Genomic DNA, 16,254 nt, shown 5'->3' with positions numbered 1-16,254 from the left:
TGGAGGTCTCATGCCCAAGACGACGAAGAGCGGCACCGTTAAGCGTGGCGAGCTGCCCAGCACGCTACAGCGCTCCGGCGCCAAGGCGCAGCGCACCTTCGCCAAGGCGCACGATGCCGCCGCCAAGGAATATGGCAGCGAGCAACGTGCGCACCGAGTCGCCTATGCCGCGCTGAAGCACAGTTTTGAGAAGGTGGGGGACCACTGGGAACCCAAGAAGAAGCGCGGCCCGTCGGACAAGCTCGCGGCCGGCGGCGGTCCGAACAACTCCGGACCGTCTGCGGAGGGCGTCGACGCCAACGCCAGCAAGCAGCATCTGCTGGACGTAGCCCGCCGGCTGGACATTCACGGACGATCGACGATGCGCAAAGCTGAACTGGTCACGGCGATCAAGAAGCACAACCGCCGGGTCCGCGGCAAATAGCGGACGACGGCAGTATCAACCCCGCCCGTCGGCCAGGCCGGCGATCAGCGTCTGATCCAGGTGCTCCAGTAAATCGTCGGCGTTGTCGAAAACTACCGTCGCACCGGCCGTATCCAACTCGGCGCGGGAGACGCCGCCGCTGAGTAGACCGATGCTGGGCACCCCGGCGCGCACGCACGCTTGGGCATCCCAGACTGCGTCGCCCACGAAGACGGCACGCCCCGCCGTTGCGCCGACCCGTTCCAGCGCAATCGCGCTGATGTCGGGATTCGGCTTCGCGACATCCACATCGGCAGACGAGGTGACCGCCGCGACAAGGTCGTCACAATCGAGCGCCTTGCGCAGCACCGCCAACTCGTCCTCGGGTGCCGAGGTGGCCAGCACCACCGGAAGGCCAAGAGCAGCTATGCGTTCCAGCAGCTTCCGGGCACCCGGCAGTGGCGCCAGCAGAGTCGCTGACTGCAGATAGTACCGCGAGTGCAGCTCGTTGAGGCGCCGCCGGACGTCGTCGGAAGCGTCGTCAGACAGCAGACGCACCAGTGCGGATCCGTCCATGCCGATGGCGCGGTGGATCCGCCACGATTCCACCTCCAGGTCTAGCTCGGCGAACGCATGCCGCCAGGCGTGCACGTGCAGATAGTTGGAATCGACCAGGGTGCCGTCGACGTCGAACAACACAGCCGATTGGGCGCTCACACTCTTCCCCTCCCGTTCGCGGATGGTTCTGGCCGTTTGCGGATGACCTGGCTGGGATACCCACCCGTGGACTTCCCAAATACCGACGAGAGGAAAAGCGGTGGCTACCGAGGACCGTGACGGCAAGCAGCGACAACTCGACGATTACCGGTTCGACCGGCAGTCCGGATACCTCACGACTCAGCAGGGGGTGCGCGTCGACCACACCGACGACGCACTGACGGTCGGTGAGCGTGGGCCCACGCTGCTGGAGGACTTTCACGCCCGGGAGAAGATCACCCACTTCGATCATGAGCGGATTCCCGAACGCGTGGTGCATGCCCGCGGGGCGGGCGCCTACGGCTATTTCGAGCCCTATGACGACTCGCTTGCGCAGTACACCGCGGCACGCTTTCTGACCACGCCAGGCACCAGGACGCCGGTGTTCGTGCGGTTCTCCACCGTGGCCGGCTCGCGCGGTTCGGCCGACACCGTGCGTGACGTACGCGGATTCGCCACCAAGTTCTACACCGAGGCGGGCAACTACGATCTGGTGGGCAACAACTTTCCGGTTTTCTTCATTCAGGACGGCATCAAGTTTCCCGACTTTGTGCATGCGGTGAAACCAGAGCCGGACAACGAGATTCCGCAGGCCCAGTCCGCTCACGACACGCTGTGGGACTTCGTGTCGCTGCAGCCCGAGACGCTGCACGCCATCATGTGGCTGATGTCGGACCGTGCTCTGCCGCGCAGCTACCGGATGATGCAGGGCTTCGGCGTGCACACCTTCCGCTTCGTGAATGCAAGCGGCGAAGGAACGTTCGTGAAGTTCCACTGGAAGCCGAAGCTCGGCGTGCATTCGCTGATCTGGGACGAATGCCAGAAGATCGCCGGCAAGGACCCCGACTTCAACCGGCGCGATCTGTGGGACGCCATCGAGGCCGGTCAATTTCCGGAATGGGAACTTGGAGTGCAGCTGGTTGCCGAAGCCGAGGAGTTCAAGTTCGACTTCGACCTATTGGACGCCACCAAAATCATTCCCGAAGAACAGGTTCCAGTGCGCCCGGTCGGCAAGATGGTGCTCAACCGCAACCCGGAGAACTTCTTCGCCGAAACCGAGCAGGTGGCGTTCTGCACGGCCAACGTCGTGCCGGGAATCGACTTCACCAACGACCCGTTGCTGCAGTTCCGCAACTTCTCCTACCTGGATACGCAGTTGATCCGGCTCGGTGGACCGAACTTTGCTCAGTTGCCGATCAACCGGCCGGTGGCCCAGGTACGCAACAACCAGCACGACGGCTACGGCCAACAGGCGATACCGCGGGGAAAGTCCAGCTACTACAAGAATTCGTTGGGCGGTGGCTGCCCGGCCCTGGCGGACGAGGGCGTGTTCCGGCACTACACCGAGAAGGTGGACGGGGCCAAGATCCGCAAGCGCGCCGCGAGCTTCGAGAACCACTACGGCCAAGCGCGGATGTTCTACCGAAGTATGACCGCGCCCGAAGCGAGACACATCGTCGCCGCCTACGCCTTTGAACTGGGGAAATGCGAACACGTCGAGATCCGGCAGCGCGCTGTCGAACAGCTGAACATGGTCGACCACGATCTGGCGCGCCAGGTGGCCGAGAAACTGGGCCTGGATGCGCCCGGCGAGAAGCCCGTCGACGAGGTGGTGCTGTCGCCGGCGCTCTCGCAGCTGAGCGACACCGGTACCCCGGCCGACGAGGACCCGCCCGGCATCGAAAGCCGCAAGATCGCGGTGCTGGCCGCCGACGGTGTGGACGTGGTGGGTGTCGAACGGTTCGTCGCGGCGATGCGGGAACGCGGCGCGATCGCCGAAGTGCTGGCGCCGATCGCCGGCGGTGAACTGGCCGGGGGTTCGGGCGGCCGACTGGGTGTCGACCGGGCCTTCACGACGATGGCGTCGGTGCTCTACGACGCGGTGGTCGTGCCGTGCGGGCCAGACGCGGTGGAGGCGTTGTCCGGCGATGGGTATGCGGTGCACTTCGTCGCGGAGGCCTACAAGCACCTCAAGGTGATCGGGGCGTTCGGGGCAGGCGTCAAACTGTTGCCCAAGGCCGGCATCTCCGAGCGACCGGCCGAGGACACCGCGGTCGTCGTCGCCTCCGGGTTGGTGACGACGACGGCCGCGGCCGACGACTTGAATGACGAGTTCTTCGACGCGTTCGCCGCTGCACTCGCCGGGCACCGCGCCTGGAACCGCTCTGCCGACGCGGTTCCTGCCTAGACCTCTAGATCACGGGACGAGGCGAAGCGGCCGACCGGGCCGTTGGACCTCTGCCAACGCGTCCCTCAGCGAGGGCACCAGCGGAAGCCGAGAGTGTGGATCGCAGATCCGCAGCAGAGTGGACAGTGCGGGACTCGGAACCACCTTCAGATTGGTCTGCGCGCCGGAACACTGCGCGCTGATCGACTGAAGAGCTGAAAATCCGGTGGTTCCAATGAATGTCAGCTCAGATAGGTCCACCACCAGCCATTCGCAGCACTCGGCGCACCGTTTGGCATAGTCCGCGAATGGGCTGGCGTTCGCCGCGTCGATCTCTCCATCTACGGCGACGACGGCTCCGGAGCGACCCCAATGAACGGTGAACTTGGCGGTGTGATTGCGCCAAACTTGGGTGGCTTCCGTTGCCGGAGTGGCAAAAGCGCTCTGAGTAATCTTGTTGATCGTCATGCTGTGGCTCCATCAGTCGACGAATCGTGCTGTTGGATCACGTCAACGTAATCACTTCCGGGGCTGCGTTTACGCGGTGACGTTTCACTGCGGCTGTGAACTCAACCGGAGAAACCAGACGTTACCGAGGCCCGCAGCGATTGGCCAAGAGGTGCCCGACAATTTCTGGAAAATCCCAGTGAAACCTTAATTTTCACGTCCCGAGCAGTGACGAGCGCCCCGCTGACCAGGCTGATGCCATCACGTCGGCGAGCCGATTTTCCACGGCGCCGAGAGCTCGGATACCGAATACGACATCGGTCTCCAAATGCGGATTCTCGTCCAACAGGTGGCCGATCACGTCATTGCGCACCACCTGCTCGTGTACCGCGTCGGCCTCGACGTGCTCGGCGTAGAACGCTACGCACGGCTCCGGCGCGCCCATCCGCCGCAGCGCCGCGACCAACCGGCTCGAGCCCGGAGGTGAGGTGATCTCGGTGGCCGCGAAGTGTCCGGCGGCCGCACCCCGCCAGCGGCGATGCAACCCGAACAGCGACATCAGATTCACCACCGCCAGCGACTCGGCAGGGACAACATCGAGGTAGGCGAGGTAACCGGCATCCAGCCCGGCCGCGGTGAGCAGGTCGGCGAAGAGCTGCTGGTGCACCCGCGGACCCCGCCCGGCGCCGTACTCGTCGAATTCGACCGCGACAAACGACGCCTTGGCCTGGCCGGTCAGGCGCGGGATGATCCAGGCGTGCGGATCGCCCTCCTTGAGGTGGTACAGCGATCGGTGGACGAAGTACTCGCGAGCCTGCTCCCAGGTGCCGTGATCGCGCAGATACCACGAGGGTCCGGCGCCGTGCACGGGCTCGGTTGACGCGGCATCCATTTCGGCATCGGCCGTCGCGTCTGGCGGTATCACTCCGACATCGCGACGCACACGGGCGAGGAACGCGCGTTCGAGTTGCGTGCGTAGTCCCAATAGGGTGGCGTCCCACTCCCAACCGGGGTCGACATCGGCGAACCCGCGGTAATGCAACTCGTAGCAGACGTAGAGCGCCAGTTGCAGGTCGCGGCCGTACGGGTCGGTGCCGGTGGTCGGGGCGATGAGCTCAGCGGCCGCGCCGGCGGGCCGACGCAAGAGGCCGCACACCGTCGCAGACAACGGCCCGCACGCGGCGGGCAGTCGAGGTTCGGTGGGGATCATTGCGGTGCGCACGCTTGCGGATACCCGCCACCGGGACCGCGCCAAACGGCGCCGTGCCGTTTCGGTGGTCGGCCGTTGGGTATTCCGGCAGCATGACACGCTTCGGCTACACCCTGATGACCGAACAGAGCGGGCCCGCAGAGCTGGTCGGCTACGCCGTTGCCGCCGAGGAACGCGGTTTCGACTTCGCGGTGTGCAGCGATCATTTTTCGCCGTGGCTGGTGTCGCAGGGCCACGCTCCCAACGCGTGGGCGCTGCTGGGCGCGGTCGCGCACGCCACTCAAGACATAGGCCTTTACAGCTACGTCACCTGCCCGACGATGCGCTATCACCCGGCGGTCGTGGCCCAGCAGGCTGCCACCGTGCAGATTCTGGCCGAGGGCCGGTTCACCCTGGGGCTGGGCAGCGGGGAGAACCTCAACGAGCACATCGTGACGGGCGCGGGGTGGCCGAACGTAGTGCGCAGGCAAGCCATGCTCGGTGAAGCCATCAAGATCATCCGCGAGCTGCTGATGGGGGAGACGGTTGACCACCACGGCGACCATTTCGAAGTCGACCAGGCGCGGCTCTGGGACCTGCCGGACATCCCGGTCGCGTTGGCCGTGGCCATGTCGGGGCCCAAAGGCGTCGACAGATTCGCCGCGGCTGCCGATCACCTGATCGCGGTGCAGCCCGACCGGGATCTGGTCCAGTCCTGGCACGCCGCACGGCAGGCGGCCGGATTGGCGGGTGGGCGCGTCATCGGGCAGTTACCAGTGTGCTGGGATCTCGACCGGGATAAGGCAATACAGCGCGCCCACCGGCAATTCCGCTGGTTCGGCGGCGGCTGGTCGGTCAATTCCGAGCTGCCGACACCGGCGGCGTTCGCGGCCGCCACCCGCTACGTGCAGCCGCGCGACGTTGCCGGGGCCATACCGTGTGGGCCGGAACTGGACGCAATCGTCGACGCCGTCGGCGCCTACCGCGACGCCGGTTTCACCGACATCGCGCTGATCCAGATCGGCGGGGAGACCCAGGAAGCCTTCCTCAAGGAGGCCGCAGAGCCGCTGCTGGCGGCGCTGCGCGACGCACCTTAAGGCGACTGCGAGCGCGGCGGAGCCGGGCGCAGCAGGTCGCCGCCATCAGCGCAGCGGCGACTGCGAGCGCGGCGGAGCCGGGCGCAGCAGGTCGCCGCCATCAGCGCAGCGGCGACTGCGAGCGCGGCGGAGCCGGGCGAATGGGGGCACTCCCCGGCGGTGTGGGCCCACCCGCTTGCCCGGGAAGGTCGTCGACATCAGCGCAGCGGGTTTCGGGCCGCAGCGGCGAGGGTACAAGGGGCCTCATGAGCGACATCAGCGACACCGATGAGGGAATCGATCAGAGGCGTACGACCCAGCCGCGGGCCGGACTGGTGTTCAAGGACCGCCGTGAGTTGCCGGGATTGGCCATGCTGCTGATGGCGGCGCTGGCATTGGTGGGCTTCATGAGCGCCGCCGCGCAGCACGACGCTGGGTGGACGCTGGGCTTCGGTATCGCGGTCCTAGCGTTGGCGATCGGCGGCTTGACCTGGGTTTTCGTCGGGCGAAGCCGCACCACCCACGCCGGTCATCACCGGCGTCAGACCTAACGCGCCCGCAGCGAACCGGGACACCGCCTGCGTCCCGGTCAGTGCTGCCGGGCCATAACCTGGCCGGTGCCGACTGGTGATCTCGCCCGAGGCGGGATTCAGCGTCACCTCGGCCAACAGTTCCCCCGTCGTCGGTTCGCAGACTGCCCAGAGATAGCCCGAGTCATCGGCCCAGCCTGATTCCGCCTTCGCGACGTAGTCCGGGTCGGTCTCACCGAGGTCGGCCAGAGTCACACGGTCGTCGATACGATCGTCGGCCCGTGGTATCCGCAGATACCACGGGCCGGCGTTGATCTCGATCGGTTCTATGTCGGCTACTTGATCTCGCAGAGCACGGTGCCCTGCGTGATGGCCGACCCGGCCTCTGCCGACAGGCCGGTGATGACACCGTCCTTGTGCGCGGTCACCGGGTTCTCCATCTTCATAGCCTCCAGGACTACGACCAGGTCACCGGCGGCGACCTCCTGGCCCTCCTCGACGGCCACCTTCACCACGGTGCCCTGCATCGGTGCGGTCACTGCGTCACCGGATGCCGCCGCGCCGCCGTGTGCGCCACGCTTGCGGGCCTTCGGCTTTTTGCGGATTGCGCCGGCGGCGCCGCCCGCACCGCCGCCCAGCGCCAGATCACCAGGCAGCGACACCTCCAGGCGTCGTCCGCCGACCTCGACGACCACCTTCTGCCGCGGCTGGGCATCATCCTCGTCGAGGGGCTCGCCACCGGTGAACGGTTCGATGGTGTTCTCGAACTCGGTCTCGATCCAGCGGGTGTGCACCGTGAAGCCGTTCTCGTCGCCGACAAAGGCCGGGTCGCGTACCACCACGCGGTCGAACGGGATGACCGTGGCCAGCCCCTCGACGTGGAACTCGTCCAGGGCGCGCCGGGCGCGCTCGAGGGCCTCGGTGCGGGTCGCGCCGGTCACGATCAGCTTGGCCAGCATCGAGTCGAACTGGCCGCCGATCACCGAACCGGTCTCCACGCCGGAGTCCATCCGGATGCCGGGGCCGGTCGGCGGGTCGAAGCGGGTCACCGGGCCGGGGGCGGGCAGGAAGCCGCGGCCGGCGTCCTCGCCGTTGATGCGGAACTCGATGGAGTGGCCGCGCGGTGCGGGGTCCTCGGTGATGTCGAGGGTCTCGCCGTTGGCGATGCGGAACTGCTCGCGCACCAGGTCGATGCCGGAGGTTTCCTCGGTGACCGGGTGTTCCACCTGCAGACGGGTGTTGACCTCCAGGAAGCTGATCAGGCCGTCCTGGCCGACCAGGTATTCCACGGTGCCGGCACCGTAGTAGCCGGCCTCTTTGCAGATCCGCTTGGCGGACTCGTGGATCTCCTTGCGCTGCGCGTCGGTCAGGAACGGCGCCGGGGCCTCCTCGACCAGCTTCTGGAAGCGGCGCTGCAGCGAGCAGTCGCGGGTGCCCGCGACGATGACGTTGCCGTGCTGGTCAGCGATGACCTGGGCCTCGACGTGGCGCGGCTTATCCAGGTAGCGCTCCACGAAGCACTCGCCGCGACCGAACGCGGCTACCGCCTCACGGGTCGCGGACTCGAAGAGCTCGGGGATCTCCTCGATGGTGCGGGCCACCTTCATGCCGCGGCCACCGCCGCCGAACGCGGCCTTGATCGCCACCGGCACGCCGTACTCCTTGGCGAAGGCCACCACCTCGTCGGCGTCCTTGACCGGGTCCGGGGTGCCGGGCACCAGCGGAGCCTTGGCGCGGGCGGCAATGTGGCGCGCGGTGACCTTGTCGCCGAGGTCGCGAATCGACTGCGGGCTCGGCCCGATCCAGATCAGCCCGGCGTCGATCACGGCCTGGGCGAAGTCGCCGTTCTCCGAGAGAAAGCCGTAGCCGGGGTGGATGGCGTTGGCGCCCGACTGGGCGGCGGCGTCGAGGATCTTCTCGAACACCAGGTAGGACTCGGCCGAGGTCTGCCCACCCAGGGCGAAGGCCTCATCGGCGAGCCGGACGTGGGGTGCGTCGGCGTCGGGCTCGGCGTACACGGCCACGCTGGCCAATCCGGCGTCGCGCGCGGCGCGGATCACCCGGACTGCGATCTCCCCGCGGTTGGCGACGAGCACCTTGGAGATCTTCGAGCTGGCATGGTTCGCCACTGGCCCTCCTGATGGCATGTATAAGAAATGTCTTTAAGAATCTAGCTTCAGGCAGTGTAAAGCGCGACCGCTGAACCTGTTCCAGTGCCCCTTACGCGGCGCGTAAATGCCGCTTGATGCGGGTCAACATGGCCGACATACCCCGCAGCCGCAGCGGACTGATCAGTGCGGCCAATCCCAGCCGAGACGCGAAATCCTCCGGCACGCCCAGGATGACGTCGGCCGGTTCGCCGTCCAGGCCGGCGGCCCAAATCGATGCGAAGCCGCGCGTCGTCGGTGCCTCTACAGGCGCGCTGAAATACAGCCGCACCCGCTGCCGGTCTGCGGCATCGACATGCAGGAACAACGGCGACTGGCACTCCGGTACCGGTTCCATGGCGGATTCGGTCAGCTCATCGGGCAGCTCGGGCAGTTCGTCGGCGAATTCGAGCAGCAGCCGCAGCTTGTCCTGTCCTTCGACTTCGGCGAAGTCGGCCACCATCTGCGCCAGTCCCTCCGGCAGGCTCATCAGCTGGCTCAGCCCACCCCGGCCCCTGGGGCCAGGCCTGGTTCGGGGCCGTCGACGATGGGCACGCGCACGGTGTTGCCCCACTCGGTCCAGGACCCGTCGTAGTTGCGGACGTCCTCGATGCCGAGCAGATGGGTCAGAACGAACCAGGTGTGGCTGGAGCGTTCTCCGATGCGGCAGTAGGCGATCGGCTGGTCCCCAGGCTTGACGAAATCGTAGAGCCGTTCCAATTCCTCGCGCTTGCGGAACCGACCGGCATCGTCGGCCGCCTTGCTCCATGGCACTGAGACCGCAGTGGGGATGTGGCCGCCGCGCAGCACACCCTCCTCCGGGTACTCCGGCATGTGGGTGCGCTCGCCGGTGTACTCCTGCGGCGAGCGCACGTCGATCAGCGGCACCTGGCCTATGTTGGCCAGCACGTCGTCCTTATAGGCCCGGATGGGGGCGTCATTGCGCTTGACCACGGGGTAGCCGGTCGTGGTCTTCGACGGCACGTCCAGGGTGGTTTCGCGGCCCGAGGAAATCCACAGGTCGCGTCCGCCGTCGAGCAGTCGTACGTCTTGGTGTCCGAACAGAGTGAACACCCACAACGCGTAGGCGGCCCACCAGTTGGACTTGTCGCCGTAGATCACCACGGTGTCGTCGCGGGAGATGCCCTTGCGGTTCATCAGGTCGGCGAACTGCTCGCCGGTGATGTAATCGCGGACCGGGGAATCGTTGAGATCGGTGACCCAGTCGATCTTGACCGCGGTGGGGATGTGGCCGATGTCGTAGAGCAAGACATCCTCGTCGGACTCCACCACGACGAGGCCAGGTGTGCCCAGATTGCCCGCGAGCCAGTCGGCTGTCACCAATCGTTCCGGGTGAGCGTAGGACTGCAGGGCGGGGGCGGGGTCGGCAGGCACTGGCACGAAACCGAGCCTACCGGTCGGTAACCGTTGTGCCACTCCGATGGCCGGAAATCCCCCGGGCTTCAGCTGCGCGTGACCTGGCTCAGGTGACCGGATTGGCCGCCCACAGCGCAGCGACCGAGAGCCCGGCTGAGCGCAGCAGTCGACGCAGCATGGGCAGGCTGATACCGATGACACTGGAGGGATCGCCATCGACGCCGTCGACGAACCAGCCCCCCAAGCCATCCAGGGTGAATCCGCCGGCGACCCGCAGTGGCTCGCCGCTGGCCAGGTACGCCTCCAAATCGTCGTCATCTGGGTGGCCGAAGTGCACTGTGGTGACGGCAGTCTCGATGATCTGATGGGTGATCTCGTTGTCGCGCAACCGGATCAGGCTGTGGCCGGTATGGAGTTGCCCGGAATTTCCGGCCATCTCGCGCCAGCGGATGCGGGCCTCATCGACCGTCGGGGGCTTGCCGCACAGCTTGCCGTCGATGTAGAGCATCGAATCGCAGCCGATCACAACGCAATCGGCGCTTACTGGAGGCTGCAGCGTGGAGGCGACCTGCTCTGCCTTTGCGGCGGCCAGGGCGCCGGTCACTGCTTCCGGAGACGCAGTAGCGGGCAGGCCGGCCATCACGGCGTCCTCGTCGACACCGGAGACCACCACCAACGGGTCGATCCCGGCGCCGCGCAGGACGGCCAACCGGCCGGAGGAGGCCGAGCCGAGGACCAGCCGCGTCACCCGCGGTGCTTTCGGCGCCGGATATCCCCCGCCTCGCTGGCGCTCGGCCTCCTCACCGGCGCATGTGGGTGCGTTCCAGCAACGTGATCCGCTGCCAGCTGAACAGCGGAATCCGCAGCTTGTCGACTGGGTGGCCCCACAGATTGCGGTCTCGCGTGCCGGCTTCGGCACTCGCGCCGCCTGCCGTCCCGAGCACCGCGACCAGCGCCGCGATCTCTGCGTCGGTGGGGTTGCCCCGCAACACCTTGATGAGCGGCTCGGCCGCCACAGGAGTCTCCTCGACCGCCGTGGTCGCTTCGTTCTCTTCGCTCACAAGCGCGCTCCGCTCACAGTGCTTTTGCTGCTCGCGTCACTCGTGTCATTCGCTGCGCTCACTCCACTCGTTCCGCTCACAGTGCTTTTGCTGCTCGCGTCACTCGTGTCATTCGCTGCGCTCACTCCACTCGTTCCGCTCACAGGGGAATGTTTCCGTGCTTCTTGGGCAGCGGCTGGACAATCTTGCGTTCCAGCAGCCGCAGCGACGTCGCGATGTAGCCGCGGGTGTGCGACGGCGGGATCACCGCGTCGACGTAGCCCCGCTCGGCGGCGACGTAGGGGTTCACCAGGGTGTCCTCGTACTCCTGCTGCAGTTGCAGCCGCAGTGTGTCGACGTCCTCACCCTTCTTGGCGGCCTCCGAGAGCTGCGAGCGGTAGACGAACCCGACCGCGCCGGAGGCACCCATCACCGCGATCTGGGCCGTCGGCCAGGCCACGTTGACGTCGGCGCCCATCTCCTTGGAACCCATCACGCAGTACGCGCCGCCGTAGGCCTTGCGGGTGATGACGGTGATCTTGGCGACCGTGGCCTCGCCGTAGGCGTAGAGCAGCTTGGCGCCGCGCCGGATGATGCCGTTGTACTCCTGCTCGGTGCCGGGCAGGAAGCCGGGCACGTCCACCAGCAGCACGATCGGGATGTTGAAGCAGTCGCAGGTCCGGATGAACCGGGCGGCCTTCTCCGAGGCGTTGATGTCCAGGCAGCCGGCGAACTGGGTCGGCTGGTTGGCCACGATGCCGACGGTGCGGCCCTCCACGCGGCCGAAGCCGACGATGATGTTCTGCGCGTAGCCCGCCTGGACCTCCAGGAACTCGTCGTCGTCGAGGATCCGAGTGATGACCTCGTGCATGTCGTACGGCTGGTTCGGCGAGTCCGGGATCAGGGTGTCGAGTTCGAGGTCCTCGGCGGTGAGGTTGTCCTCGATGGCGCCCTCGGCGGGCGGCACCGGGAAGTGCGGCGGGTCGGCATAGTTGTTCGGGGGCAGATAGCTCAGCAGGTCGCGGACGTAGTCCAGCGCGTCCTGCTCGCCGGAGGCGACGTAGTGCGCGGTCCCGGACTTGCCCATGTGGGTGTGCGCCCCGCCCAGCTCCTCCTGGGTGACCTCTTCGCCGGTGACGGTCTTGATCACATCTGGGCCGGTGATGAACATCTGGGAGGTCTGGTCGACCATCACGATGAAGTCGGTCAGCGCGGGGGAGTAGACGTGACCACCGGCCGCGGCGCCCATGATCAGCGAGATCTGGGGGATGACTCCCGAGGCCAGGATGTTGTTGTGGAAGATCTTGCTGTACAGGCCCAGCGAGACCACACCCTCTTGGATGCGGGCGCCGGCGCCGTCGTTGATCCCGATCAGCGGCCGGCCGGTCTTCATGGCCAGCTCCTGGACCTTGACGATCTTCTCGCCGTAGACCTCGCCGAGGCTGCCGCCGAACACGGTGGCGTCCTGGCTGAAGATGCAGACCTCGCGGCCGTCGATGGTGCCGTAGCCGGTCACCACACCGTCGCCGAGCGGACGCTTGTCGGCCAGGCCGAAGTTGGTGCTGCGGTGCTTAGCCAGCGCGTCGAGCTCGACGAAAGAGCCCTCGTCAAGCAGGGCGTAGACCCGTTCCCGAGCGGTCAGCTTGCCCTTGGCATGCACCTTCTCGACTGCGGCCTCACCGACCGGGTGCAGGGTCTCCTCGGTCCGACGCTTGAGGTCGGCCAGCTTGCCCGCGGTGGTGTGGATGTCGACGACATGCTCGGCTTGCGCCTCTACGTGGGCCTCACCGGAGTGCTCAGTAACACTGGTCATAAGAAACGATCTTAAAGTGTGGGCCATCGGATCGCCCGACCGGACCGGTTAGGGAACGTCGCCGCTGTGACACAAGTGAATGCAGTGGCAGACAGGGCGGGTCAGGCGGCTGCGGTGCCGGGCTCAGGTGGTGCGGTGACTTCCTTGACGAAATCGCCGAGGTAGCGGATCGCTCGCCGCCCCTCGGGCAGCACGTCGGCCGCCAACGGGAAGTCGTGAACCTGGCCCTCCCACAAATGCAGATCGCAACGCACACCGGCGGTGTCCAGTCGCTGCGCCATGGCTTCGGCGTCGGGCAACAGCAGTTCGTCGGTGCTTGCGTGGATGGCGACCGGCGGCAGCGACGACAGGTCGGCATCCATCGGCGAAGCGGCGCGGGCGCGGAGCAGGTATCGGGTGAAAGCCATCAGTGCCTCGCACGGGAACATCGCACAACGTCGGGCGTTGCGGTGCTGAAGCTTTGCCGTGGGGTCTGCATCAGTGAACGGTGAAATCGTTGCTATCCCAGCCGGTTTCACCATATCGAACTGCGCGGCCGCCAGGGCGGTCATAAACGCTAGGTATCCACCTGCGGAATCGCCAGCGATCACGATCTGCTCCGGGTCGTAGCCACTGCGAAGCAGCCAGCGCAACCCGCTCAAGCCGTCGTCGACGGCGTCTGCGATTCGGTGTGCGGGCAACATCCGGTAGTCGACGTTGAGGACGCTGGCATCGGCCGCTCGGGACAATCGAGTTACCAGTGAACGATGGGTATTGAGCCCGCAGGTCAGGAAAGCTCCGCCGTGCAGATACAAGATGGCCCGTTGCCTCGACACTCCTGCCGCCTGAATCCGTTCGGCGACACAGTGACCCAGACGGAAGCGCTCGACGCGCGCCGCCTGCCGGTGCGGCACCATGCCGGCCAGAAGATCGACCGATCCGAGCGGCCACGCCAAGTCCGGTCGGACTGCCCATGCGCGCACCAGGTTCTTCACGACGAATCGACTGGCCAACGACACAGCGACCGATTGTGCGCTGTGGCGTCGGTGAATTCGCCTCGTCAACAATCCCCTGGTGACCATGTCGATCACCTCCTCCACCGGTCCGATTACCCGCGCGTCGAGCGTTTCAACCGGTGTGGCTGCGGCGCTGGTGAGTAAGCTGGCGAAATGAGTCTTGTGCCACGGCCGCCGCTGGATGTGACCGCTCTGCGGGACGGCCTGACCGGGCCGCACGGGCCGTGGCGCGCCGTAGATGTCGTCGAGGACACCGGTTCCACCAACGCCGATCTGCTGGCCCGCGCCGCCGCCGGAGAAGACATCGCCGGCGCGGTGCTGCTGGCTGAGCACCAGACGGCCGGCCGCGGGCGTCACGGTCGACACTGGAGCGCCCCAGCGCGCAGCCAGCTCTCACTGTCGGTGGGGGTCGCCGCGGACACCGTGCCGACCTCGGGTTGGGGTTGGCTGACGCTGGCCACCGGGGTCGCGCTCGCCGATGCGATCGCCGAAGTTTCGGGTCTGCAGGTCGGCCTGAAGTGGCCCAACGACGTCATCGGGGGTGACGGCAAGCTGGCCGGCATTCTCGCCGAGGTGGCCGCGCCGAAGCAGGTGATCGTGGTTGGGCTCGGGCTCAACGTGACTATGACCGCCGACGAGGCTCCGGATCCAGTGGCGGTCTCACTGGCCATGCTCGGAGCTGCGGTCGTTGATCGAAACACCTTCGCCGACAAGGTTCTTCGTCACCTCGCGAGCCGGGTCGCGGCCTGGCGGGCGGCGGGCGGAGCCGACGACGCACTGGTGTCGGACTACCGGCGACACAGCTGCACCCTGGGGGCCCAGGTGCGCGCCGACATACCCGGCGGCCAACGCGTGGAAGGAGTCGCCGAGGCCATCGATGACACCGGCCGCCTGGTGATCAACACCGGGGACGGAACCGTCACGGTGGCGGCCGGCGACGTCAGCCGACTCCGGCCCACCGGCTAGGACCCGGCCGTGGGTTACCCGGACAACGTGCTAGCGGACGACGAGCAGGTGGTGTTGCACCGGCACCCGCACGTCAAACGCCTGATTCTGCCGGTGCTGGCGCTGTTGCTGGTCACCGCCTGCGCTGCGTTCGCCGCTGGGTTCGTCACTACGCGGGCCTGGGATCCGACCGCAAAGAACGTCGTCTTCGGGGTGATCTGGGCGATCTGGCTGGTGGTATTCGGGTGGCTGACGCTCTGGCCGTTCCTGAGTTGGCTGACCACGCATTTCGTGGTCACCGACCGGCGTGTGATGTTTCGGCACGGGCTGTTGACCCGCAGCGGAATCGACATCGGCCTGGCGCGGATCAACAGTGTGGAGTTCGTGCATGGGTTCATCGACCGGATCTTGCGAACCGGGACGCTGATCATCGAGTCGGCGTCACAGGAACCCCTGGAGTTCTACGACATTCCGCGCGTGGAGCAGGTCCACACGCTCCTCTATCACGAAGTTTTCGACAGGCCGTCCGCCGGCGGTTGATGGCGGGCCGGACGCCGGAACAGCGTCACCACGCCGGTGTCCGGGCCGCCCTCCAGGGCGTCTTCGATCGCCTCGGCGAGCGCGCCGGTCTCGATCGTCGCGTCGAGTGCGGCGTCGGTGCTGCGGGCGAACTCATCCGGAAAGACCCAGCGGCGGAACGCCCAGAACCGGAACGCCATCTGCAGCAGGTTGCCGATGATGTAGGCCGAAACGAAGTCCGAGAGGTTCTCGATGGTCAGCGACACCATGGGCGCCCGCAGCCCAAGCACGTAGCTGGAGAACCACAACGGCGCCATGGACAACACCACGCCGACGCCGCTGACCCCGAAGAACAGCAGCGCCTCGTGGTGACGCTCCCGGCCGCCCCGGTCCTTGAAGCTCCACTCCCGGTTGAGGATGTAGGAGGCGATCACCGCGACGATCCCCGAGATGACCTTGGCCGTGACGGGCTTAGGCGACAGGATCGTGAGCTTGAGGGTGTAGAACAGCGCGGAGTCGATCAGGAATGTGGTCGCGCCGACGATGGCGAACTTGATCAGTTCATGATGGCGTTCGGCCAGCGGTCGGATCACCCGCGGTAGGCGAGCAATCGTGGCGTCGGTAAAAGACACAAGTTGCCAGTGTACGGACTCGGCACCATCTGCGCCTAACGACTGCATAACGACCTCGCGGGCCGCATGGCGGCGACCCCCAGCGCGCGGCTGCGCCGCACTTGCGATCGCCGCGGCGCCGACGTGACACGATATTGCCCGTGCTGAACCCCTCCACCCCGACGCCGCCTGCGGGCGGACGCAGCCCCTCCCCCGCAAGCGGGCGGTGCCCCCAGGTC

Annotated in this window: 18 protein-coding genes; 6 read left to right on the top strand and 12 right to left on the bottom strand. The window is 66.7% G+C overall.

The genetic code is table 11. The annotated features are described in order from the left end of the window. Nucleotides 1-10: 10 nt before the first annotated feature. The gene (locus tag NM962_02570) at nucleotides 11-424 is read left to right on the top strand and encodes a ChaB family protein (protein ID UVO13055.1); all 414 of its coding nucleotides are present in this window, start codon (nucleotides 11-13) and stop codon (nucleotides 422-424) included. A gap of 15 nt (nucleotides 425-439) precedes the next feature. On the opposite strand, the gene NM962_02565 is transcribed toward NM962_02570, so the two are convergent. Next, on the bottom strand, nucleotides 440-1,120 hold the full coding sequence (locus NM962_02565; protein ID UVO13054.1) for an HAD family hydrolase: 681 nt from the start codon (nucleotides 1,118-1,120) through the stop codon (nucleotides 440-442). 100 nt (nucleotides 1,121-1,220) lie between these two features. On the opposite strand from NM962_02565, the gene NM962_02560 reads away from it, so the two are divergent. Then, nucleotides 1,221-3,347, top strand: a complete 2,127-nt coding sequence (locus NM962_02560; GenBank protein ID UVO13053.1) for a catalase — start codon at nucleotides 1,221-1,223, stop codon at nucleotides 3,345-3,347. Nucleotides 3,348-3,356: 9 nt separating this feature from the next. On the opposite strand, the gene NM962_02555 is transcribed toward NM962_02560, so the two are convergent. Together NM962_02555 and NM962_02550 are read right to left on the bottom strand one after the other, a co-directional pair. Continuing rightward, the gene (locus tag NM962_02555; protein ID UVO13052.1) at nucleotides 3,357-3,794 is read right to left on the bottom strand and encodes an STAS domain-containing protein; all 438 of its coding nucleotides are present in this window, start codon (nucleotides 3,792-3,794) and stop codon (nucleotides 3,357-3,359) included. Nucleotides 3,795-3,987: 193 nt separating this feature from the next. Further along, nucleotides 3,988-4,995, bottom strand: a complete 1,008-nt coding sequence (locus tag NM962_02550) for an iron-containing redox enzyme family protein (protein ID UVO13051.1) — start codon at nucleotides 4,993-4,995, stop codon at nucleotides 3,988-3,990. Between the two features lie 80 nt (nucleotides 4,996-5,075). Here NM962_02550 and NM962_02545 point away from each other — a divergent pair, with 80 nt between their 5' ends. Together NM962_02545 and NM962_02540 are read left to right on the top strand one after the other, a co-directional pair. After that, nucleotides 5,076-6,059, top strand: coding sequence for a TIGR03557 family F420-dependent LLM class oxidoreductase (locus tag NM962_02545; protein UVO13050.1), 984 nt, complete (start codon nucleotides 5,076-5,078; stop codon nucleotides 6,057-6,059). A gap of 245 nt (nucleotides 6,060-6,304) precedes the next feature. After that, the gene (locus tag NM962_02540; GenBank protein UVO13049.1) at nucleotides 6,305-6,589 is read left to right on the top strand and encodes a hypothetical protein; all 285 of its coding nucleotides are present in this window, start codon (nucleotides 6,305-6,307) and stop codon (nucleotides 6,587-6,589) included. Here the strand turns inward: NM962_02540 and NM962_02535 are convergent. From NM962_02535 to NM962_02500, 8 genes are all read right to left on the bottom strand, one after another. Then, nucleotides 6,503-6,898, bottom strand: coding sequence for a hypothetical protein (locus NM962_02535; GenBank protein ID UVO14523.1), 396 nt, complete (start codon nucleotides 6,896-6,898; stop codon nucleotides 6,503-6,505). The two genes, NM962_02540 and NM962_02535, sit on opposite strands and share 87 nt — an antisense overlap. A gap of 5 nt (nucleotides 6,899-6,903) precedes the next feature. Beyond that, complete coding sequence (locus NM962_02530) at nucleotides 6,904-8,697, bottom strand: acetyl/propionyl/methylcrotonyl-CoA carboxylase subunit alpha (protein ID UVO13048.1); 1,794 nt, start codon at nucleotides 8,695-8,697, stop codon at nucleotides 6,904-6,906. 91 nt (nucleotides 8,698-8,788) lie between these two features. Next, nucleotides 8,789-9,217, bottom strand: coding sequence for a SufE family protein (locus NM962_02525; GenBank protein UVO14522.1), 429 nt, complete (start codon nucleotides 9,215-9,217; stop codon nucleotides 8,789-8,791). Further along, entirely contained in the window at nucleotides 9,214-10,116 is a 903-nt protein-coding gene (locus tag NM962_02520) for a sulfurtransferase (protein UVO13047.1), read from the bottom strand. The genes NM962_02525 and NM962_02520 overlap by 4 nt, the downstream gene beginning before the upstream one ends. Nucleotides 10,117-10,198: 82 nt before the next feature. After that, on the bottom strand, nucleotides 10,199-10,840 hold the full coding sequence (locus NM962_02515; protein ID UVO13046.1) for a Maf-like protein: 642 nt from the start codon (nucleotides 10,838-10,840) through the stop codon (nucleotides 10,199-10,201). A gap of 52 nt (nucleotides 10,841-10,892) precedes the next feature. Beyond that, on the bottom strand, nucleotides 10,893-11,108 hold the full coding sequence (locus NM962_02510) for an acyl-CoA carboxylase subunit epsilon (GenBank protein UVO14521.1): 216 nt from the start codon (nucleotides 11,106-11,108) through the stop codon (nucleotides 10,893-10,895). 184 nt (nucleotides 11,109-11,292) lie between these two features. Next, nucleotides 11,293-12,945, bottom strand: a complete 1,653-nt coding sequence (locus NM962_02505) for an acyl-CoA carboxylase subunit beta (protein ID UVO13045.1) — start codon at nucleotides 12,943-12,945, stop codon at nucleotides 11,293-11,295. A gap of 101 nt (nucleotides 12,946-13,046) precedes the next feature. Continuing rightward, nucleotides 13,047-14,006, bottom strand: coding sequence for an alpha/beta hydrolase (locus NM962_02500; GenBank protein ID UVO13044.1), 960 nt, complete (start codon nucleotides 14,004-14,006; stop codon nucleotides 13,047-13,049). An 87-nt stretch (nucleotides 14,007-14,093) separates the two neighbouring features. Between NM962_02500 and NM962_02495 the strand changes: the two genes are divergently transcribed. Together NM962_02495 and NM962_02490 are read left to right on the top strand one after the other, a co-directional pair. Further along, complete coding sequence (locus NM962_02495; GenBank protein UVO13043.1) at nucleotides 14,094-14,906, top strand: biotin--[acetyl-CoA-carboxylase] ligase; 813 nt, start codon at nucleotides 14,094-14,096, stop codon at nucleotides 14,904-14,906. A 9-nt stretch (nucleotides 14,907-14,915) separates the two neighbouring features. After that, a complete protein-coding gene (locus tag NM962_02490; GenBank protein UVO13042.1) occupies nucleotides 14,916-15,425 on the top strand; it encodes a PH domain-containing protein in 510 nt (169 codons plus the stop codon). Here NM962_02490 and NM962_02485 read toward each other — a convergent pair. After that, nucleotides 15,389-16,036, bottom strand: a complete 648-nt coding sequence (locus NM962_02485) for a GtrA family protein (GenBank protein UVO13041.1) — start codon at nucleotides 16,034-16,036, stop codon at nucleotides 15,389-15,391. The two genes, NM962_02490 and NM962_02485, sit on opposite strands and share 37 nt — an antisense overlap. Nucleotides 16,037-16,254: the final 218 nt, after the last annotated feature.

It is taken from the genome of Mycobacterium sp. SVM_VP21 (genome assembly GCA_024758765.1).
Classification (GTDB): domain Bacteria; phylum Actinomycetota; class Actinomycetes; order Mycobacteriales; family Mycobacteriaceae; genus Mycobacterium; species Mycobacterium heraklionense_C.
The sequence above is the reverse complement of the archived record's forward strand: the minus strand, read 5'-3'. Positions and strand labels throughout refer to the sequence as shown.